The sequence below is a fragment of the Halobiforma lacisalsi AJ5 genome (genome assembly GCF_000226975.2).
In the GTDB taxonomy this organism is placed as follows: Archaea; Halobacteriota; Halobacteria; order Halobacteriales; family Natrialbaceae; genus Natronobacterium; species Natronobacterium lacisalsi.
This window is the reverse complement of the sequence record NZ_CP019285.1, coordinates 3,856,683-3,875,544: the sequence shown is the minus strand read 5'-3', so window position 1 is coordinate 3,875,544 and position 18,862 is coordinate 3,856,683. Positions and strand designations below refer to the sequence as shown.

The following is an 18,862-nucleotide window of genomic DNA, read 5'->3' as shown; positions in this document are numbered from 1 at the left end:
ATGAGTACACAACAACAAGAACCCGAGACGCAGGAAGCACCGAAAGATCCGGACATGAAAGGGGCCCAGTCGCCCCAAGACCGCCGCCTCGCCGAGAAAGAGTCGGGCGCGATCGACGAGGAGTCCGAGAAACGGGCCGAACTCGAGGGGGAGACGGTCCACATCAAGGTGTTCCGGTACGACCCCGAAGTCGAGGGCAAGCAGGAACCCCGCTTCGACGACTTCCACGTCCCCTTCAAGAAGGGGATGACCGTCCTCGACGCGGTCATGTACGCCCGCGACGAGTACGACTCCTCGCTTACGTTCCGCCACTCCTGTCGACAGGCGGTCTGTGGCTCCGACGCCTTCTTCGTCAACGGCAAACAGCGACTCGGTTGCAAGACCCAGATCTCCGATCTCGAGCAGCCGGTTCGCATCGAACCGCTGCCCCATCAGGAGGTCGTCAAGGACCTGGTCGTCGACATGAGCCACTTCTACGACCAGATGCACGCCGTCGAGCCGTACTTCCAGGACGAAGACACGCCCGACGTCAGCGACCTCGAGGAGCAGCGCCAGAGTCCGGAGAACCGCGAGAAGATCAAGATGTCCTCGCGATGTATCTGGTGTGGCGCCTGTATGTCCTCGTGTAACATCGCGGCCGGCGACAACAAGTACCTCGGCCCGGCGGCGATCAACAAGGCCTACAAGTTCGCGATGGACGACCGCGAGAGCGAGGAGATCAAAGAGCACCGACTCCGCATTCTCGAGCAGGAACACGGCGTCTGGCGGTGCCAGACCCAGTTCTCCTGTACGGAAGTGTGTCCGAAAGACATCCCGCTAACCGAGCACATCCAGGAACTCAAGCGGGAGGCTGTCAAGAAGAACCTCAAATTCTGGTAATATGTACGAACACGACGTCATCGTGGTCGGCGCGGGCGGCGCCGGCCTCCGAGCCGCGATCGCAGCGCACGAAGCGGGAGCCGACACGGCACTCGTCTCGAAACTCCACCCGGTCCGCAGCCACACCGGCGCGGCCGAGGGCGGGATCAACGCCGCACTCCAGGAGGGCGACGACTGGGAACTGCACGCCTACGACACGATGAAGGGGTCGGACTACCTCGGCGACGCCCCGGCAGTCGAGACGCTGGCCCAGGACGCCCCCGAGGAGACGATGCACCTCGAGCACTGGGGGATGCCGTTCTCCCGCGAGGAGGACGGTCGCGTCTCCCAGCGCCCGTTCGGCGGGCTTTCGTACCCCCGCACCACGTACGCCGGTGCCGAAACCGGCCACCACTTGCTGCACACGATGTACGAGCAGGTCGTCAAGCGGGGCATCCAGGTGTACGACGAGTGGTACGTGATGAACCTCGCGACGACGGACGAGCCCGATCCCAACGATCGGGAGTGTCACGGCGTCGTCGCCTACGACGTCCAGTCCGGCAACATCGAGGGCTTCAAAGCCAACCAGGGCGTCGTCCTCGCGACCGGCGGCCCCGGCCAGGCGTTCGACCACACCACGAACGCCGTCTCCTGTACCGGCGACGGCCACGCGATGGCCTACCGTGCGGGCGCCCCGCTCGAGGACATGGAATTCATCCAGTTCCACCCCACGTCGCTGCCGTCGACCGGCGTCCTCATCAGTGAGGGCGTCCGCGGGGAGGGCGGCATCCTCTACAACAGCGAGGGCGAGCGGTTCATGTTCGAGTACGGCTACGCGAACAACTCCGGCGAACTCGCCTCCCGCGACGTCGTCGCCCGCGCCGAACTCACCGAAGTCGACGAGGGGCGGGGCATCGAGGACGAGTACGTCCACCTCGACATGCGCCATCTCGGCGAGGAGCGTATCATGGACCGCCTCGAGAACATTCTGCACCTGGCAGAGGACTTCGAGGGGGTCGATGGGCTCGTCGAGCCGATGCCGGTCAAGCCCGGCCAGCACTACGCGATGGGCGGCATCGAGACCGACGAGAACGGCCAGACCTGTATCAACGGCCTCTACGCGGCCGGCGAGTGTGCCTGCGTCTCCGTCCACGGCGGCAACCGACTCGGCGGCAACGCCCTGCCGGAGCTGATCGTCTTCGGCAAGCGCGCCGGTCGCCACGCCGCCGGCGACGATCTCGGCGAGCCCGAGATCCGGACCGGGTACGGCGACGACGCCGAGGACGAGGACGACACCGAGTTCCCGGTCACGCCCGGCAAGGCCGGCCTCGACGAGGTCGACGAGGCCATCGCGGCGGACGGCGGCGTCGCCGCCGACGCCGAGGGGCTGCTCGAACGCGCCGTCGAGCGCGAGCGGGCCCGTGTCGACCGCCTGCTGGATCGCGACGAGGGCGTCCAGCACGCCGAGATCCGCTCGAAGCTCCAGCAGGCGATGACCGACTACGTCAACGTCTTCCGGACCGAGGACGGCATCAAGAAAGCGCTGAAGATCATCCGCGAGTGTCGCCAGGAGTATCAGAACGTCTACGTCGACGACCCATCGCGGACGTTCAACACCGACCTCCAGCACACGATCGAGACGCGGAACCTGATCGACGTCGCCGAGACGATCGCGCTCGGTGCCCTGGTCCGCAACGAGTTCCGCGGGGCCCACTGGCGCCAGGAGAACCAGATCCGCGACGACGAGAACTGGCTCAAGCACACGATGGTCTCCTGGGACGGCGGCGAGCCGTCCGTCTGGTACCGTCCGGTCATCCTCGAGGGTCAGGACAAGACCTACGAGCCGAAAGAACGCAGCTACTGACTGCGCTGTTTACGGCTCGATACTCGTAGTTCGCGATTCCAACGTCGGAGTCGGCCGATTCCCTGCTCGGTGCTTTGCTTTGCTTTGCTTTCGTCCCTTCTCTTCCCGTTTCGCTCCAACCACGAGACCAGCAGGGCTATCCGTCTCCCCGGAGTAACGTCGCCAAATGAGTATCGCGCGATTCGTCTACGCGAATCTCGTTTTCGTCCCGTTGCTCGTCGCGGCCGCCTACGTATTCTACGAGTCGCTGCCGGTGATCGCGGTCCCGCTCGTAGTCGGATACCTAACCTTCGTGTTCCTCGTCTCGCTGGCGTGGGGGCTATCGAAGCTGTCGATGGCGCTCGAGTCGTAACGGTTCGAAACCGTCTTCTCTGTGTCTCTCGCCCAGTTGTGAACCTCGCCCGACGAATCCATAGAGATAAGAGCCGCGAACGGCTATCGTGGTTCGGTATGTTGCTGTCGGGGACTGTCATTGCCGACGCGGACACCGTGATCGCGGACGGTGCCGTCGTCGTCGAGGACGACCGAATCGTCGCAGTCGGGGACCGCTCGGACTGTATCGAACGCTATCCGGACCACGAACGCCGTTCGTACGACCTGCTCGCTCCGGGAACCGTCGGCGCACACGTTCACTCCGTCCAAAGCCTGGGACGTGGGATCGCCGACGACACCGCCCTGCTCGAGTGGCTGTTCGACTACGTCCTGCCGATGGAGGCCTCGCTGTCGGCCGAGGAGATGCGGACCGCGGCCGAACTGGGCTACCTCGAGATGATCGAGAGCGGGACGACGACCTGCATCGACCACCTCTCGGTGCATCACGCCGAGGAGGCCTTCGAGGCGGCCCGCGATCTGGGGATCCGCGGTCGACTCGGGAAGGTGATGATGGACAAGGAGTCCCCCGACGGACTGCTCGAGGACACCGACGAGGCCCTCGCGGAGAGCGAGCGGCTCATCCAGCGGTACCACGGCGCCGCGGACGGGCGTATCCGCTACGCGCTGACCCCGCGCTTTGCCGTCAGCTGTACCGAGGAGTGTCTCCGGGGATCGCGAGCCCTCGCGGACGAGTACGACGGCGTTCGGATTCACACGCACGCGAGCGAGAATCGGGACGAGGTCGCCACCGTCGAGAAGGAGACCGGTCGGCGGAACGTCCACTGGCTCGACGAGGTCGGACTGACCGGTGAGGACGTCGTCCTCGCCCACTGTGTCTGGACCGACGAGAGCGAACGGGAGGTGCTCGCGGAAACCGGCACCAACGTCACCTACTGCCCGTCCTCGAACATGAAACTGGCGAGCGGCGTCGCGCCGATCCACGACTACCTCGATCGGGGCATCAACGTCGCACTCGGCAACGACGGCCCGCCGTGTAACAACACGCTCGACCCGTTCACTGAGATGCGACAGGCCAGCCTCCTCCAGAAGGTCGAACGGCTCGAGCCCCAGGCGCTGCCCGCGCCGACGGTCTTCGAGATGGCGACGATAAACGGCGCCCGCGCGGCCGGCTTCGACCGGGTCGGCGCGCTCCGCGAGGGGTGGAAAGCCGACATCGTGGGGCTCGAGACCGACCTGACGCGCGCGACCCCGATCCACGACGTCCTCTCGCATCTCGTGTTCGCCGCCCGCGGGGACGACGTTCAGTTCACGATGGTCGACGGCGAGGTCCTGCTGGACGACGGGGAGGTGCTCGTCGCCGACGCCGACGCAATTCTCGATCGCGCCCGCGAATTCGCCGCCGACCTCGAGGTCGCCCCCTAACAGGTCGACGAAAAGTCCTTCGACGATCGACGACCGCCTTACAGTCCGAGCCAGCTCGATACGTTGGCCGTGATCCCCGCCGCGTCGACGAGCTTGTATCCGAGGTAAATCCCGACGATACCCATGAGTCCGGGCAGTTCGGGCGGTGCAGGGATCGGGACATCGAACAACGCGAAGAAGCCGCCCGTTGCTGCGCCCGTAGCAAGACCGAGTAAGATGAGCTCGTAATTCATATCGGTCAACGGGGCGGGACGAACGAAAATCCTCCGAACTGGAGTCGCGGCCCGACCCACTTCGGCCTACTTCCGTTCCCCACGCTCGACGACCTCTCGGCCGTCGAGTTTTCGACTATCGTCGACACTGAACTTTATTATTGTCGAAAACAGGACTGTCTCGTATGCAGACGACTGCGACGTCGACACAGGACGTATCGATGCCAGCCGACCTCGAGTCGCCGCGCGCGAAACTCGTCTACCTCTATCTCTCGTCCTACGGACGGTGTCCCGCCGATCGACTCTGTACGGACCTCGACCTCTCGAAGAGTACGGTCCTCTCGATTACGGGGACGCTCCGCAAGCGAGGACACCTCGAACGGACGGACGACGGGTTCGAACTGGCCCGCACGTAACGGCCGGTTTTTCCGGGATCCGCCGCTCGAGCGCGGGACTGTCGACTCCTCGCTCGGCGTTCGATCGGAGAAACGGAACGCTACCGCCGAATCAGAGTTCGATCCGTTCGACCAGTTGCTCCCGGTTCTCGTTGGTGTTGACCGCCACGATCCGGATCTCGTCCTCGAGCCCCGAGTCCCGGAGTTTGGCCTTCAACAGGTTGTCGACCTGGTAGACGCCCGCGGCGTTGGTCATCGCGATCTCGACCATCACAGGCCGGGTGTCGCCCTCGTGGAGCGATACTCGCTTGATCGCCTGGCTCGAGAGCGTGTTGATCCCGCGGCCGCCGTGTTCGTAGGGGATCCGCGACCGACCGCTCTCCATGTCCAGGGCGTCGGCGACGCGGATTACGCCCGCTTCCGTCGTCAGCGGCGTCTCCGCGGTGTGGTGACAGAGGATCGCGTGGAGGATCTCGCCTTTCATCCGGACCGTCTCCGCGACGTCGTAGAACTCGGGGAGGATCCGATCGAGGATGTCCGCGGCCAGCGGGATGGAGTAGTAGACGTGTTCGTCGCGGTGGACGACGTGGCCGACGTCGTGTAGCGTCGCGGCCAGCGCGACGATCACCGACTCGTCTTCCTCCGCGAGTCCCTGCTGGCCGGCGTGGAACTCGACGCCGCCGCCTTTCAGCAGATCGTACAGACACAGCGCGCGGTTGCGAACGATCTCGATGTGTTTCACGCCGTGATCGTTGTACCGCATCCGGTCGACCGCGTTGACGTTCTGGGCCTCGAGATAGGTCTGGATCTCTTCGTCGTTCTCGACGAACTCGAGGACGCGATTCAGTTTTTCGTCGGGGAACTCGTGTTCTGCATTGGGAGAATAGATGCGACGAGAGTCCGCTTCGGTACCAGAGTCGCTCATAGCCAAACGACGGCGGCCGGTTAGAAAAACCCTGTGCCGGCTCCGAAATTTCCGCGTCGACGGGAGGACGGAATCGGGGGATCGCCGGTCGGCTTACGCGGCGTCTTCGGCGGCCGCTTCGACCTCGACGTACTCCGGCTCGACGCCGGGGTCGTCGCTGACCCACGAGTAGGTGATCTCACCGTCGCTGTCGATCACGAAGACCGACCGCTTCGCGACGCCGTGGACGCCCAGGTCGGTGAAGTCCATCTCGACGCCGAACTGGTCGACGACCTCCCTGTTGAGGTCGCTGATCAGCCCGAACTCGAGGTCGTTCTGCGCGCGGAACTCGTTGAGCGTGAACGGGGAGTCACGGCTGACGCCGTACACTTCGGCATCGACGTCGTCGAACGCGGACAGCCGGTCCTGGAACGTACACATCTCCGCGGTGCAGACGCTCGTGAACGCACCGGGGAAGAAGGCGAGGACGATCGGTGCTTCGTCCTCGAGGCGCTCGGAGAGCGTGAAGGATTCGACGTCGCCGTTCGCAAGCGGTGCGGTGAAATCGGGTGCAGCGTCTCCAGTTTCTACCATCGGTGGCTAGTTTCCGTTCGGCGTGAAAGACTGTTTCGTTACCAAATTAGTTCGGACGTTCAGGAGGGGCCGGCTGTAGAGGGCGTCGATACGGTGCTCGAGACGGTATTGGCGACGCCGAGTGCGTCTCCGGAAGACCGCCTACGCTTATCCCCTCGCCGTTCGATCCTTCCACTATGACCACGTCGACGCGCGAGGCCATTCACCGGCTGAAGTACGACTACTGTTATACCATCGACGACGGCGACTACGATCGATGGGTCTCGCTGTTCACCGAAGACGGTCGATTCGTCCTCGAGGGCCAACAGTCCTACGAGGGCCACGAGGAACTCCAGGCGTTCGCTACCGGGACGTTCGATTCCCTGTACGACTACACGGCACATTTCGTCGCGAACTCCGTCGTCGAACTCGAGTCCGACGATACAGCGACCGGTCGGTGGTACCTCCTCCTGTGCTATCGGGACGCCGACGGCAACGAGGGGTGGCGACAGGGTCGGTACGTCGACGAGTATCGGCGCGTCGACGAGGGCTGGCGGATCGCCGAGTCGCGCGCGTCGTTCGGCCTCTCGGGCGAGTTCTAGTTCTAAAGCAGCGCGCGCGAGGACGATCGGAGCGATGCCGGCCCGTGCAGGCCGGGCACGGAGGGACATGCGGACCGAATCGTCGCTACCGAAGACCGGTTGAACGCTTTCGGACGGGTTTCCGCCCTCACGAGGGCGTCGCTGACTCTTGTTTAACTGAGCGGTCCAAAAAGGTTATAATTGCCAGCGGGTAAGCCACGCATAGAGATGGTAGCCGAAATCGCACCGCTGTTCATCCCCGGCGCACCCGGGGGTCCGGAACTACTGATCATCCTTTTCATCGCCATCTTGCTGTTCGGGGCCAACAAAATCCCGAAGCTGGCCCGGTCGACCGGCGAGGCCATGGGCGAATTCCAGAAGGGGCGTGAAAAGGTCGAAACGGAACTCGAGGAGATGCGTGAATCTGGCGAGTTCGACGACCTCGACGAGGAGGACGACGACTTCGTCGACACCGAGCCAGTCACGAGCGAAGACGAGACCGAGACGGAAACGGAAACCGAAACGGAGACCAACTAACCGTATTTTTCGGGGCGTGTGGCCTAGCGGAGAGGGCAGAAGGTTCCTAACCTTCTGATCGTGGGTTCGAATCCCGCCACGCCCGTTATCGTGCCGAGCGATAGCGAGGCCGATAACGGACCGTGCGGGATTCGAACGAGAGAACGGCGAGCGAAGCGAGCCGTTCGCGTGGTTCGAATCCCGCCACGCCCCTTTGCTCGCATCACCGTCCCGAGCACCCCCGAGGTCGATACTCGGACTCGATCGTCAGTTTCGAGCGGTCGAGCGGCCGGTCGGCGATCTCACGTCTCACTCCGTTCGCCGGTTCGGATCGCCGAACCGCGTCAGCGGCTCGAGTTCCTCCTCGTTTACGTCCTCGAACGCAGCACGCGCGATGACGCGCCGGTGGACTTCGTCCGCGCCGTCGACGATGCGGAACTGGCGGACCGACTCGTAGAAGTCCGATAGCGGGAGGTCTTTCCCGATGCCGTTGGCCCCACAACACTGCACCGCGAGGTCGATCGCCTCCTGGGTGACGTTCGCGGTGAATACTTTACACATCGAGACGGGGACGCGCGCCTCCTTCCCCGCGGCGATCCGATCCGCGGCATCTCGGATCGCAGTGCGGGCCACGTGGAGCCGCGTCTCGGCGTCGGCGATCCGATGGCGCAGTGACTGTTTCTCCGAGAGCGTCGAGTCGAACCCCTGGCGCTCGCTGAGGTAGGCCTTCGCGATCTCGAGCGAGCGCTGGGCCATCCCCGAGTAGCGCATGCAGTGGGTGAGTCGCGCGGGTCCGAGCCGTTCCTGTGCGTGGACGAACCCCTGATTGCGTTCGCCCAGCAGGTGCTCTTCGGGGACCCGGACCCCGTCGTACCGGATTTCGGCGTGTGAGACGCCCAGCGAACCGCCGCCCATGTGGGGAATGTCGCGGACGACCTCGACGCCGTCGGCGTCCGCGGGGACGAGAAACAGCGAGCACCCCTGGTAGGGGTGGGCGTCCTCGTCGGTCCGGGCAAGAACGATCAGCACGTCCGCCTCGACGCCCTGGGTGGTCCACCACTTGTGGCCGTCGATGACCCACTCGTCGCCGTCCTTCTCGGCCGTCGTCCGGATCATCTTCGGATCCGATCCGGCCCCTTGCATCGGTTCGGTCATCGAGAATCCTGAGCGAATATCGCCGGCGACCAGCGGCTCGAGGTAGGTCTCCTTCTGGAGCTCGTCCCCGGCCAGTTCCAGCAGGTGCATGTTCCCTTCGTCGGGAGCGTCGACGCGCATCGCGACCTGTCCCAGCAGGCTCCGGCCGGCTTCCTCGAAGGCCGGGAGCGAGTCCCGAAAGCCCACACCCATCCCGCCGTACTCTTCGGGGATCTGGGGTGCGTAGACGTCGTACTCGCGTGCGGCCTCGCGCAGTTCCGCGATGGTCCCGCTCGAGAGTGCCATTCCGCCGGCCCGTTCGCGTTCGATCGGGAGGACGACCTCTTCCATCAGCGCGTGGGCTCGCTCGGCGACCCTCTGCGCCTGACTCGAGTCTGCGTACTCCATACGTTGGCTTTTGGTCCGCCGATGGTATAGTTGCTGGCTGCCATCTGAAAGTGAAATGGCGAAATTGATTAACAACTCATGAATATATTTAACCGAGATTTACATTGATGGCCTGTCTGACCGGGCCGCGCGACGCCGAGCCACGCGTCGACGTCAGCCTGGGGCCGATTCGGGCTGTTTGCCGGCCGAACCGTCCGCGTTCGTTTCAGCGGGTCGGTCTCCCGTATAATGTCTGATAGAAATCATTGTGGGAATGATACGATCTGGAGATGTCCGATGCCAATAGTTACTGGCAGCGCTATCGAAGTGGCGGAATCCGGCGTGTCATCCCCAGTGACGGCCGACAGTGTTTGCGTTATCAGATATGGTAATGGCCACGTGACCTTTTTGAAGGGTGAGTATTTGCTTGAATGTAATGGCTATTGACGAGGCCGACCGGTCGGACGCCGGGGACTTCTCCGAGGGCGAGGCGTCCGACGCTGTGTCGGAGGCGGAACGAACCCCCGAAGGCGGCGAGTCGGAACCGTCGGCTCGGGTCGGGGAGTACACGTGGGCGGACTTCATGGACGAGTACGGCTACGGCGACGAAGTCTCCTCTCTCTATCCCGACGACCCGGATCCGGGCCGTGAAGGCGGCGGCCAGCTCGGACTCGAGACCGACGAGGAAATCGAGCCGTCACCCCCGAGCGGCGACGACTGGGACGCAGTCGAGTTCGATCCGGAAGCCTACCTGGGTTACCATCCGGACGATCTCGTCGACCGCGTGCTCCCGATCGCCGGCGACAACCACGACCTCCTCGAGACCGAGTTCCTCGAGTACGTCGATCCCGAGACGACGCCAGTCGTCAAGGACGTCTGGACCTGGGAACACTACAAGTGGGAGTACTACTACGACGAGAACGGCGTTCGACCCCGTGACAGCGACGGCGAGGTCGTCCCCCACGACAAAGAGGAGGCGCTCGGGTTCGATCCGGACACGCTCGAGGAGCGGCTGTCGATCGGCGAGGACATCGCGATGGAACTGGACGACGTCGTCGACGAGCGGACGGTCAACGTCCAGGATGACATCGAAGAGGACGAGTTCTTCTCGACCGCCGCGGGGAACACGACGCTGTCGAACCGCTACGACCTGGAGAAGGCGGTTCCGATGGAGAAGAAGAAACACTTCCGCGAGGTCGAGCGCTACTGGGTGAACAAACCCTACGCCTACGTCGTTATCTTCCACTCGGAGAAGGAAAACGAGAAGAAGTACTACGTGATCGAGCCGTACCTGAACGAAATCGAGGAGGAGCTCCAGGAGTTCCTCTCGGGCAAACTCAGGACGGCGATCAAGTATTCCGACGACGGAGTCAAAGAGAAAGCCGACGAAGACGGCCGGCGGACGGTCATCGAGGACGAAACCCGTCGGCTCTTACAGCGGTACGACCTCTTCGAGGAGACGTCCGGAAGCACCGACGCTGGTATCATTGAGACGGTCAAACGCCTTCTCAACGACGACGAGGACGAGGACGACGAGGACGACGGACCGGCCGAACTCGAGGGCATCTCCGTCCGCCCGGAGCCGGCGATCCTCGCCGACGATCCGGACACGCTGACGGAATACCAGGTCGAGAAACTGCTCTACCTGCTCAAACGGAACTTCATCGGCTACGAACGCATCGACGGCATCAAACACGACATCAACGTCGAGGACATCTCCTGTGACGGATACAACTCGCCCGTCTTCGTCTACCACTCGGAGTACGAGCAGATCATCTCGAACATCTACCACGGCGAGGACGAACTCGACGACTTCGTCGTCAAACTCGCCCAGCGGTCCGGGAAGGGGATCAGCAAACGGCTCCCGCAGGTCGACGCGACCCTCCCCGACGGCTCACGTGCCCAGCTTACGCTCGGTCAGGAGGTCTCCGATCACGGGACCAACTACACGATCCGCCAGTTCAAGGACGTCCCCTTCACTCCGATCGACCTCATCAACTGGAACACCTTCTCGCTGGACGAGATGGCGTTCCTCTGGCTCTGCATCGAGAACCACAAGAGTCTGATCTTCGCTGGCGGGACCGCGTCCGGGAAGACGACCTCGCTGAACGCCGTCTCGCTTTTCATCCCGAGCAACGCCAAGATCGTCTCGATCGAGGACACCCGCGAGGTCGAACTCCCCCAGCGAAACTGGATCGCCAGCGTCACCCGTCCCTCGTTCGCGGACGACGAACAGGGTGACGTCGACGAGTTCGACCTGCTCGAGGCCGCGCTCCGCCAGCGGCCCGACTACATCGTCATGGGTGAGATCCGCGGCGAGGAGGGTCGAACGCTGTTCCAGGTCATGTCGACGGGCCACACCACCTACACGACCTTCCACGCCGACTCCGTCGACGAGGTGCTCAAGCGGTTCACGACGGACCCGATCAACGTCTCGAAGACGATGTTCACCGCGCTGGACCTCGTTTCGATCCAGACCCAGACCCGCGTCCAGGGCCGGAAGGTCCGCCGGAACAAGTCCCTGACCGAGATCAACCACTACGAGGCCGAAAACGACGAGATCAACGTCCAGGACGTCTACCAGTGGCAGGCCGAAACCGACGAGTTCCTCAAGATGGGAGACTCGAACACCCTCGAGGAGATCCAGTTCGACCGGGGCTGGAGCACGGAGAAACTCGAGGAGGAACTGTTCAAACGGGAGGTCATCCTCGCCTATCTCATCAAAAACGAACTGAATACCTACGCCGAGGTCGCGGCGACGGTCCAGGCGTTCATCAACGACCCCGACACCATCCTCACCCTGATCGCCAACGGCCAACTCGAGGAGAGCCTCGAGGACCTCCGCGAGATGGAGAGCGTCCTCATCGACGTCGACCAGGAGAAAGAGGAACTGGTTCCCCGGCCGGAGGCGACGACCGAGACCTACAACACGTCAATGGACATCCTCGAGCGGGCCGAAGAATCGCTGTTCGAGGAGTACCGCGGCAGGGTTCCCAGCGGTCTCGCCAGTGCGCTCTCGGACGTCGACGACGCCGACACGATCGAGGTCGAGGGTGAGACCGAGACCGAGACCGGGACCGAAGCCGACGCGGACGCCGGCCCGTTCGAACCCGAGGACCTGGATGATGCCCTCGAGACGGACGCCTGGAACCCGGAAGACGGATCGACGGCGTTCGGAGCCGGTGGGGGCGACGAGTCGCCGGCCTGGCTGTCCGAGGATAACGGGTTCGAGGTCGGTGGCGACGGCAGCGACGGCGGCGTGACCGCGGATGCCGGGACCGCTTCGGGATCGGCGGACGACGCCGGCGCCGGTGGCATCGGCGGAGCCGAGGCGGACGCGACCGGGGCGTTCGACGCCGAGGTCGAGGCCGAGACTGAAGCCGAGACGCAACTCGATGTCGCCGACGAGAGCGGGTCCGAGACCGGAGCCGTCGTCGGCGTCGAGACGGCCGGCGGTGGGACCGAAACCGACGAGGAAACCGGTCCGTTCGAGAGTTCGGCGGGATCGACGGGTTCGACGCTCTCCGGCCCTGCCACCGGCATCGAAGCCGGGAACGACTCGAGTTCCGCCGACGACTCTACGGTCTTCCCCTCCGACGATCCGGAAGAAAGTGACTTTGGCGGCCTGTTCGACGACATGGGCGAGACGCTGGACGAACTCGAAACCGCCGAGACCGCCGAGACCGCCGAGACCGACGGGTCGGATCACGACGACGGAGGCTCGGGGGAAACCGGGGATCCACCGGTCTTCTCCGTCTCCGAGGGTGACTTCGAGTCGATCTTCGATCCCGACTCCGACGACGGGACCTCGACGGACTTTACGGACGAACTCGAGAACGACAGGGCCGAGCAAGCCCCCTCGGGGTCGGAATCCGTGCGAGGATTCGATACTGGCACTGACACTGACACCGATGCCGACCGCGACTCCAGCACCGGCTCTGGCTCCGACGACGAAAGCACCGGTCGATCGACCACCGACCGGGAACCACCGACGATCGAGATCGACGAGGACGCGACCGAGTCGACGGAGTCCGGCGGCACGGACGAGTCCGATGACTCGGACGATTCGTCCGAGTACGGTCGTGAGCCACCGACGATCGAGATCGACGAAGAGGAAGCCGAGGACAACGACGGGCCGGACGAACGGGCAGGCGACGACGGTTCCGCACCGGGAGAGCCCGACGACGAGCGAAACCGGTCGAGGCCGGACCACGACTCCGACGGAAACGGGGACGAGGACGAGGACGAAGACGAGGACGAGGACGTGGACGTGGTCGCCGCCGGACCGGTCGACGAAACCGCCGACACCGATTCATCGGCCTCCGACACCGACACCGGCACCGACACTGACTCCGGAGATGAAACTGAAACGGAGATCGACGACGACAACGACTCGATCTTCGGCTCCGACGACACGTTCGGCGGCCAGCGCGACCCCGTATTCGACGACGCGGCCGATTCCGCCGGGTCGGACGGCGACGACGAGTCCCTGTTCGACGACCCATCCGAGGCCGGCGAGGAGTCGATCTTCCACGGCAGCGGTGACTCGACCGACAACGGCGAACGCAACCCCGACGAGGACGACGCATGAGTCTAGGAACCGACGATGGCGCTCGATCCGGAGTGAGCGCCAGCGGATCCGGCGCGAGCAGCGCGGACGGACTCGGCGATGCGTTCTATCCGCTGTACGATCGGCTGTTCGACGATGACGGCGAGTTCGTCGCCGACGTCGAAACCAAACTCGGGCAGGCCCGGATGACGGATACGGTCGAACTCTACCTCTCCCGGGCGCTCGGGATCGGATTCATCAGCGGCCTCGCGCTGTGGCTGATCGGGCTGACCCTCGGCTACGGGATCTTCGCGACCGGGCTCGTCACCGTCGACGAACTGCTGGGGATTCCGATGCAGAACCAGACGCTGATCGAGATCCTCGACGCGCTTCGCGTCCCGGCGTTGGTCTTCTCTACCGGGCTGATTTTCGGGACGATCGGGTTCGCGCTCGGGTTCGGCTCACTCGTCGCGATCCCGTACTCGCGTGCGTCCGCCCGCAAGCGCGAGATCAACATGCTGTTGACCGACTCGGTCTCGTTTATGTACGCGCTGTCGGTGGGCGGGCTGAACCAGCTCGAGATCATCGACGCGATGGCCCAGGCCGACGACACCTACGGCGAGGTCGCAAAGGAGTTCCAGAGCATCGTCAAAGAGACCGAGTACTTCGACGTCGACTACCGGACCGCTATCCGGAAGCAGGCCCTCGAGACGCCCAGCGACGAACTCTCGCAGTTCCTGACCGACATGCTCTCGATCGTCAACAGCGGTGGCGACATGGAGAGCTTCCTCGAGGACAAGAAGGAAAAGCACATGCGAACCGCCAAGCAGGAACAGGAGCTCACGCTCGAAACGCTCGAGCTGTTCGGCGAGATGTACATGACGCTGTCGCTTTTCCCACTGCTTCTGATCATCATTATGGTCGTCATGCAGATGATCCCGCAGGCGGACGTGACCAACGAGATGCTGTATATGACGGTTTACGGCCTCATTCCGCTGACGGGGATCGGCTTCCTCGTTTTGGTTTCGACCGTCAAACACGACGAACCCGGCGACGGCTACCTCTCGATGAACGTCGGCGAAGCCGGCGACCGGACCGAGACCGGTACCCAGGGTGGCGTGCTCGATCTCGGACTGGTTGAACAGTTTACCGGCGACTACAGCGTCTTCGCCCGCATCAAGAACCGCGAAGGGACCCACGCGACGCTCGAGGTGCTCAAACAACCGCATCTCTTCTTCCGGGACAACCCGCTGTTTACCCTGGCGCTGACGGTCCCGACGGCGCTCGTAGTCGTTGCGACGGCGATGGTGAACGGCTCGGCGCCCACCTCCTGGGACGGACTCGTCGCCAACCCCATCTGGGGCACGTTCGTCTACGTCTACGTCCCGCTGTACATCGTCGCTATCCCGCTCTCGATCTTCCGTGAGTGGAACGTCCGGCACCGAAACACCGTCGTCAACCAGCTCTCGGAGGATCTCCGGAAACTCTCGAGCGCGAACGATACCGGGCTGACGCTGCTCGAGTCGCTCAAATCCGTCGCGGAGACGACGAGCGGGAAACTCGCCCGCGAGTTCGAGATGATGCACACGAAGGTCAACTACGGGACGAGCCTGAAGGCGGCCCTGATCGAGTTCAATAACAAGTACCACATTCCGCGGCTCGCCCGAACGACACGGTTGATCACGGAAGCACAGGAGGCCTCGAACCAGATCACCGACGTGCTCCGAACCGCGGCCCGCGCAAGCGAGAATCACGACGACATCGAACGGGAACGCAAGTCCCGAACTCGGATGCAGGTCGTCATCATCATCATGACGTTCATGACCGTCCTGGCGGTGATCGCGATCCTCAAGACCCAGTTCATCGATACGATGGCCGGTCTCGAGGCCGGCGGTGGCGACGTCGACGCGGCGGGTGGCGGCGGCGAACTCGCCCAGGCGGACCTGAGCGACAACATCAACGTCGATATGCTGTCGGTGTTGTTCTTCCATGCAGTGACGTTACAGGGGATCATCTCGGGGTTCATCTGCGGATACATGCGGGACGCGGACATCCTGAGCGGCCTGAAGTACGCGGTCGCGCTCTCGACGATCGCACTGGTCGGCTGGACGCTGGTGGCCTAACATGATCGGGGGGAGCAATCGACGCCGAACGGGCAGACGGGTGAACGAACGAGACGAGAGCGACCGAACCCAGGTGGCTGGTTCCGACTCCGTGTCTCCATCCGTCTCGAGTCCATCGCGTACGCGGACCCGCGGACAGACGACCCAGGACTTCGCGGTCGGGATCGGCATCTTCATCCTCGCGATCGCGTTCGTCTTCGCCTTCCTGCCGTCGATCGTGACGCCGTACGACACCTCGACGGGCGGGGCCGAGACGGCCCAGGCGGACCGGATCGCGGACAGGGTGGTCGAGAACCTCTCGACGGGAGGATCGCCGAATGAACTCGATGGAGACAAATTCGAAGACGTGTATATCGACGGCGATCTCGCCGAACTGGTCGGTCTTCGAGCCGATACGTCGGAGGACATTCACTACGATCACGTATCCATCCGCGTCGAACCGCTCAATGTTTCGAGATCCGACGAGGGTCCGCTCGAGTCAGGGAGCGAAGACCTCGTTGCGAGGACGACTGAGTACGACGACCAAGCGGCGGCCAGTTCGGCTCGAGTCGTCACGTTTGAGGACGAAACGTTCGTAGACGGCGAAGAACCGCCTTACAGACTTGTCGTGAGGGTGTGGTGATATGCGACAAGGAACGTCGACGTCGAACGAGCGTGGCCAGGCGTACACCCTCGAGGGATTCATCGGCGCGATGATCGTCCTCACAGCGGTGTTGCTCGCTTTGCAGTCGGTTGTTATCACACCGACGACGGGCGGAGCCGCGGATCGATCCGTGCAGGCACAGATCCAACAGGAGACTCAGGACGCACTCGTGGTCGCTGCCGCCACGGACGACGAGGCGAACCTCTCGGCCATGGTTCGCCACTGGGACGGAGACGGCGGCTTCAACGGTACCGACCAGCCTGGCCCGAAGGAGGAAGTGTACACTGTCGAAGATTTCAGCAAGAAATTCGTGCTGGGGGAAGTGCTCGATAAGCGGTTTACCGAGGCTGGGCAGAACTACAACGTCGAACTTCACTACCTGAACGAGACCGCAACCGACGACCGCGTCCACGAAAACCGGTCGCTCGTCGTACAGGGAAGTCCGTCCTCGGACGCCGTTACCGCGAGTTACACCGTTAGCTTGTTCGACAATCAGTCGGTGTCTTCCGACGAAGGAACCGCTGATACGATAAGCGAGGCTGCGGACAACGATTCAGAGTCGATACCACGGCTCGACGATACCGGGGATGAGCTGTACAACGTCGTCGAAGTACGGGTGATCGTATGGTGACCGATCTCGAGGGGACCGATCGTGGTCAGATCATCCTGATCGGTGCCATCACGTTGGCGTTTATAATCCTCGGTGTCGTCGTCGTCTTCAACGGCGTTCTCTACACGGAAACAATCTCGTCAGGGACGTCCAGTCAGGCGGCGACGACTGAGGAAGTCTCCGGCTACGAGGTCGAACAACACCTCGAGTGCCTCCTCGCCACTCACGACGGCTCGGACAAAAAGAGCGACTTCGAGGCCTACACGGACGCCTACCGAAACGTAAGTTCACAGTCGTCGGCAGGAGTGACGAACGTCAGCCTCGCCGACGATTCTATCGATCCCGATGGCCCGATCAACGTCACGATCACCTACGACACACACGAGTTCAGTTACAACCAGACACGAGAGATCGATCCAGGCAACGGAAACTGTCCGGAGGAACCATGATCGGCGACGGGTTCGACACGGACACGGAACACGAACGCGGTATCTCGGTCGCCGTCACCCACGTCCTCACGATCGGAATTACGACGATCCTCATCGCGATGTTGCTAACCAGCGGGGCGACGCTGCTCGAGTCGGAAACCGAACGGTCGGCCGAGTCGTCGCTCGAGACGATCGGCGAACGCCTCGCAGACGAGATCGAAAACGTCGACCGGATGGCAAACGAGGAGACTCACTCGGTGATCGTTACGACGGAGCATCCCGGAACGGTCGCGAACTCGAGGTATACCGTTGAGCTACTGGAGGGAGACAACGGGAACGGCGAGTGTTCCGAGGCACCGTTACTCGACGGTTCGACTGACTGTCTACGGCTGACCAGCAACGATATCGATCGCGACGTGTACGTCCCGCTGGTTGTCGAGTCTGCGATGGGAAGCGACGATCCAGTCGCTGGGGGAACGATTGAAATAGTCTACGATGGTGATGATGATGAACTCCGACTCGAGGGTGGGAATCGATGAGTTGTCGTGATCATCGCTCGGATACGAAACCGAAATGGCTCCATGATGACCGCGGCGTCTCCGAAGTCGTCGCGTTCGTTCTCGTGTTCGGCATCATCCTCAGTTCGATCGCACTCCTTTCCGTGACCGGCTTCCAGGCGATGGACGATTACCAGGCGATCGAACAGCAGCGAAACGGCGAACGGGCGATGGGCGCGCTCGCGGAGAACTTCAACGACGTGCTCCGGTACGACGGGATCGATCAGCGATACGGGGAACTGTCACTTCGGGGTGGCACGATTAGGACTGGTAGCGGGGGAACGGCGATCAACGTCAGCGTGAACGGCGAGTTCATCGGGGACCGAAGCGCGTTCGCCGAGAGCGGCATCGACGGTGATAGCATCGAACTCGGCGAATTCAGCTACGAGTCCGGATCCGATACGCTTTCGTACGAGAGCGGTGCGGTGATTCGCGAAAGCGATGGCGGCGCCGTCGTTCTCGAGGATCCGCTCCTGACGTACAACGAAGAAACCGATACGGCGATTATCTCGCTCGTACGGATCGACGGTGACGATCGATCGATCCAGAGCAGCGAGAGCACGGGATTCACGCTCTCCGTCGAGAATCGAACGACGGAGGTCGTCGACGATCCGGGCACCGTCTCTGTCGAAGTCCCGACGGCCGAATCGGACGCGAAAGAGGACGCGTGGGGACGCACACTCGAGGACTGGGAGGCGGGAGAACGCGACGACGTCGACCGAGCCGTAATTACGGTCGTTACTGTCGATATCTCGTACTGACGTGTTTTCGCG

The 18,862-nt window shown here is 63.1% G+C and carries 18 protein-coding genes and 1 tRNA gene; 15 read left to right on the top strand and 4 right to left on the bottom strand.

What is annotated here, in order from left to right:
• The 4 genes from CHINAEXTREME_RS18865 (at nucleotide 1) to CHINAEXTREME_RS18850 (ending at nucleotide 4,477) form a co-directional block, all read left to right on the top strand.
• Nucleotides 1-879, top strand: coding sequence for a succinate dehydrogenase/fumarate reductase iron-sulfur subunit (locus CHINAEXTREME_RS18865; protein ID WP_029601594.1), 879 nt, complete (start codon nucleotides 1-3; stop codon nucleotides 877-879).
• A 1-nt stretch (nucleotide 880) separates the two neighbouring features.
• Nucleotides 881-2,722: an FAD-binding protein gene (locus tag CHINAEXTREME_RS18860; RefSeq protein ID WP_007140679.1), complete on the top strand. Its 1,842-nt coding sequence runs from the start codon at nucleotides 881-883 to the stop codon at nucleotides 2,720-2,722.
• A gap of 166 nt (nucleotides 2,723-2,888) precedes the next feature.
• Nucleotides 2,889-3,074: a hypothetical protein gene (locus CHINAEXTREME_RS18855; protein WP_007140680.1), complete on the top strand. Its 186-nt coding sequence runs from the start codon at nucleotides 2,889-2,891 to the stop codon at nucleotides 3,072-3,074.
• 98 nt (nucleotides 3,075-3,172) lie between these two features.
• Nucleotides 3,173-4,477 (top strand): 5'-deoxyadenosine deaminase, encoded by a 1,305-nt coding sequence (locus CHINAEXTREME_RS18850; protein ID WP_007140681.1) that lies wholly within the window; start codon nucleotides 3,173-3,175, stop codon nucleotides 4,475-4,477.
• 38 nt (nucleotides 4,478-4,515) lie between these two features.
• Here CHINAEXTREME_RS18850 and CHINAEXTREME_RS18845 read toward each other — a convergent pair whose 3' ends face one another.
• Nucleotides 4,516-4,710, bottom strand: a complete 195-nt coding sequence (locus CHINAEXTREME_RS18845; protein ID WP_007140682.1) for a XapX domain-containing protein — start codon at nucleotides 4,708-4,710, stop codon at nucleotides 4,516-4,518.
• Between the two features lie 164 nt (nucleotides 4,711-4,874).
• Between CHINAEXTREME_RS18845 and CHINAEXTREME_RS18840 the strand changes: the two genes are divergently transcribed.
• On the top strand, nucleotides 4,875-5,105 hold the full coding sequence (locus CHINAEXTREME_RS18840; protein WP_007140683.1) for a helix-turn-helix domain-containing protein: 231 nt from the start codon (nucleotides 4,875-4,877) through the stop codon (nucleotides 5,103-5,105).
• Nucleotides 5,106-5,196: 91 nt separating this feature from the next.
• Here CHINAEXTREME_RS18840 and CHINAEXTREME_RS18835 read toward each other — a convergent pair whose 3' ends face one another.
• The gene (locus CHINAEXTREME_RS18835) at nucleotides 5,197-6,009 is read right to left on the bottom strand and encodes an HD domain-containing protein (protein ID WP_007140684.1); all 813 of its coding nucleotides are present in this window, start codon (nucleotides 6,007-6,009) and stop codon (nucleotides 5,197-5,199) included.
• Between the two features lie 93 nt (nucleotides 6,010-6,102).
• Nucleotides 6,103-6,582 carry a redoxin domain-containing protein gene (locus tag CHINAEXTREME_RS18830; RefSeq protein WP_007140685.1) on the bottom strand — a complete coding sequence of 160 codons (480 nt, stop codon included), beginning with the start codon at nucleotides 6,580-6,582 and terminating at the stop codon, nucleotides 6,103-6,105.
• A 176-nt stretch (nucleotides 6,583-6,758) separates the two neighbouring features.
• On the opposite strand from CHINAEXTREME_RS18830, the gene CHINAEXTREME_RS18825 reads away from it, so the two are divergent.
• From CHINAEXTREME_RS18825 to CHINAEXTREME_RS18815, 3 genes are all read left to right on the top strand, one after another.
• Nucleotides 6,759-7,163 (top strand): nuclear transport factor 2 family protein, encoded by a 405-nt coding sequence (locus tag CHINAEXTREME_RS18825; protein ID WP_007140686.1) that lies wholly within the window; start codon nucleotides 6,759-6,761, stop codon nucleotides 7,161-7,163.
• Between the two features lie 207 nt (nucleotides 7,164-7,370).
• Entirely contained in the window at nucleotides 7,371-7,679 is a 309-nt protein-coding gene (tatA, locus tag CHINAEXTREME_RS18820) for a twin-arginine translocase TatA/TatE family subunit (protein ID WP_007140687.1), read from the top strand.
• 12 nt (nucleotides 7,680-7,691) lie between these two features.
• Nucleotides 7,692-7,764 (top strand) — tRNA-Arg (locus CHINAEXTREME_RS18815).
• Between the two features lie 203 nt (nucleotides 7,765-7,967).
• Here CHINAEXTREME_RS18815 and CHINAEXTREME_RS18810 read toward each other — a convergent pair.
• Complete coding sequence (locus tag CHINAEXTREME_RS18810; RefSeq protein WP_007140688.1) at nucleotides 7,968-9,200, bottom strand: acyl-CoA dehydrogenase family protein; 1,233 nt, start codon at nucleotides 9,198-9,200, stop codon at nucleotides 7,968-7,970.
• Between the two features lie 415 nt (nucleotides 9,201-9,615).
• On the opposite strand from CHINAEXTREME_RS18810, the gene CHINAEXTREME_RS18805 reads away from it, so the two are divergent.
• The 7 genes from CHINAEXTREME_RS18805 to CHINAEXTREME_RS18775 are packed head-to-tail and all read left to right on the top strand — an operon-like array spanning nucleotide 9,616 to nucleotide 18,850.
• A complete protein-coding gene (locus tag CHINAEXTREME_RS18805; RefSeq protein ID WP_007140689.1) occupies nucleotides 9,616-13,770 on the top strand; it encodes an ATPase, T2SS/T4P/T4SS family in 4,155 nt (1,384 codons plus the stop codon).
• Entirely contained in the window at nucleotides 13,767-15,851 is a 2,085-nt protein-coding gene (locus tag CHINAEXTREME_RS18800) for a type II secretion system F family protein (RefSeq protein WP_029601593.1), read from the top strand. The genes CHINAEXTREME_RS18805 and CHINAEXTREME_RS18800 overlap by 4 nt, the downstream gene beginning before the upstream one ends.
• Nucleotides 15,852-15,891: 40 nt before the next feature.
• A complete protein-coding gene (locus CHINAEXTREME_RS18795) occupies nucleotides 15,892-16,473 on the top strand; it encodes a DUF7287 family protein (protein WP_007140691.1) in 582 nt (193 codons plus the stop codon).
• A gap of 1 nt (nucleotide 16,474) precedes the next feature.
• Entirely contained in the window at nucleotides 16,475-17,125 is a 651-nt protein-coding gene (locus tag CHINAEXTREME_RS18790; RefSeq protein WP_007140692.1) for a DUF7288 family protein, read from the top strand.
• The gene (locus tag CHINAEXTREME_RS18785) at nucleotides 17,119-17,553 is read left to right on the top strand and encodes a hypothetical protein (RefSeq protein ID WP_007140693.1); all 435 of its coding nucleotides are present in this window, start codon (nucleotides 17,119-17,121) and stop codon (nucleotides 17,551-17,553) included. Before CHINAEXTREME_RS18790 ends, CHINAEXTREME_RS18785 begins: the two co-directional genes overlap by 7 nt.
• On the top strand, nucleotides 17,550-18,071 hold the full coding sequence (locus CHINAEXTREME_RS18780) for a DUF7266 family protein (RefSeq protein ID WP_007140694.1): 522 nt from the start codon (nucleotides 17,550-17,552) through the stop codon (nucleotides 18,069-18,071). The genes CHINAEXTREME_RS18785 and CHINAEXTREME_RS18780 overlap by 4 nt, the downstream gene beginning before the upstream one ends.
• Entirely contained in the window at nucleotides 18,068-18,850 is a 783-nt protein-coding gene (locus CHINAEXTREME_RS18775; protein WP_007140695.1) for a DUF7289 family protein, read from the top strand. Before CHINAEXTREME_RS18780 ends, CHINAEXTREME_RS18775 begins: the two co-directional genes overlap by 4 nt.
• Nucleotides 18,851-18,862 lie beyond the last annotated feature (12 nt).

What these genes read in the sequence shown, in the direction of transcription:
- CHINAEXTREME_RS18775 (WP_007140695.1), top strand. Translation starts at nt 18,068, where the DNA reads ATGAGTTGTCGTGATCATCGCTCGGATACGAAACCGAAATGGCTCCAT.
- CHINAEXTREME_RS18845 (WP_007140682.1), bottom strand. Translation starts at nt 4,710, where the DNA reads ATGAATTACGAGCTCATCTTACTCGGTCTTGCTACGGGCGCAGCAACG.
- CHINAEXTREME_RS18865 (WP_029601594.1), top strand. Translation starts at nt 1, where the DNA reads ATGAGTACACAACAACAAGAACCCGAGACGCAGGAAGCACCGAAAGAT.
- CHINAEXTREME_RS18840 (WP_007140683.1), top strand. Translation starts at nt 4,875, where the DNA reads ATGCAGACGACTGCGACGTCGACACAGGACGTATCGATGCCAGCCGAC.
- tatA (WP_007140687.1), top strand. Translation starts at nt 7,371, where the DNA reads ATGGTAGCCGAAATCGCACCGCTGTTCATCCCCGGCGCACCCGGGGGT.
- CHINAEXTREME_RS18785 (WP_007140693.1), top strand. Translation starts at nt 17,119, where the DNA reads ATGGTGACCGATCTCGAGGGGACCGATCGTGGTCAGATCATCCTGATC.
- CHINAEXTREME_RS18860 (WP_007140679.1), top strand. Translation starts at nt 881, where the DNA reads ATGTACGAACACGACGTCATCGTGGTCGGCGCGGGCGGCGCCGGCCTC.
- CHINAEXTREME_RS18805 (WP_007140689.1), top strand. Translation starts at nt 9,616, where the DNA reads ATGGCTATTGACGAGGCCGACCGGTCGGACGCCGGGGACTTCTCCGAG.
- CHINAEXTREME_RS18780 (WP_007140694.1), top strand. Translation starts at nt 17,550, where the DNA reads ATGATCGGCGACGGGTTCGACACGGACACGGAACACGAACGCGGTATC.
- CHINAEXTREME_RS18855 (WP_007140680.1), top strand. Translation starts at nt 2,889, where the DNA reads ATGAGTATCGCGCGATTCGTCTACGCGAATCTCGTTTTCGTCCCGTTG.
- CHINAEXTREME_RS18800 (WP_029601593.1), top strand. Translation starts at nt 13,767, where the DNA reads ATGAGTCTAGGAACCGACGATGGCGCTCGATCCGGAGTGAGCGCCAGC.
- CHINAEXTREME_RS18790 (WP_007140692.1), top strand. Translation starts at nt 16,475, where the DNA reads ATGCGACAAGGAACGTCGACGTCGAACGAGCGTGGCCAGGCGTACACC.
- CHINAEXTREME_RS18835 (WP_007140684.1), bottom strand. Translation starts at nt 6,009, where the DNA reads ATGAGCGACTCTGGTACCGAAGCGGACTCTCGTCGCATCTATTCTCCC.
- CHINAEXTREME_RS18850 (WP_007140681.1), top strand. Translation starts at nt 3,173, where the DNA reads ATGTTGCTGTCGGGGACTGTCATTGCCGACGCGGACACCGTGATCGCG.
- CHINAEXTREME_RS18825 (WP_007140686.1), top strand. Translation starts at nt 6,759, where the DNA reads ATGACCACGTCGACGCGCGAGGCCATTCACCGGCTGAAGTACGACTAC.
- CHINAEXTREME_RS18810 (WP_007140688.1), bottom strand. Translation starts at nt 9,200, where the DNA reads ATGGAGTACGCAGACTCGAGTCAGGCGCAGAGGGTCGCCGAGCGAGCC.
- CHINAEXTREME_RS18830 (WP_007140685.1), bottom strand. Translation starts at nt 6,582, where the DNA reads ATGGTAGAAACTGGAGACGCTGCACCCGATTTCACCGCACCGCTTGCG.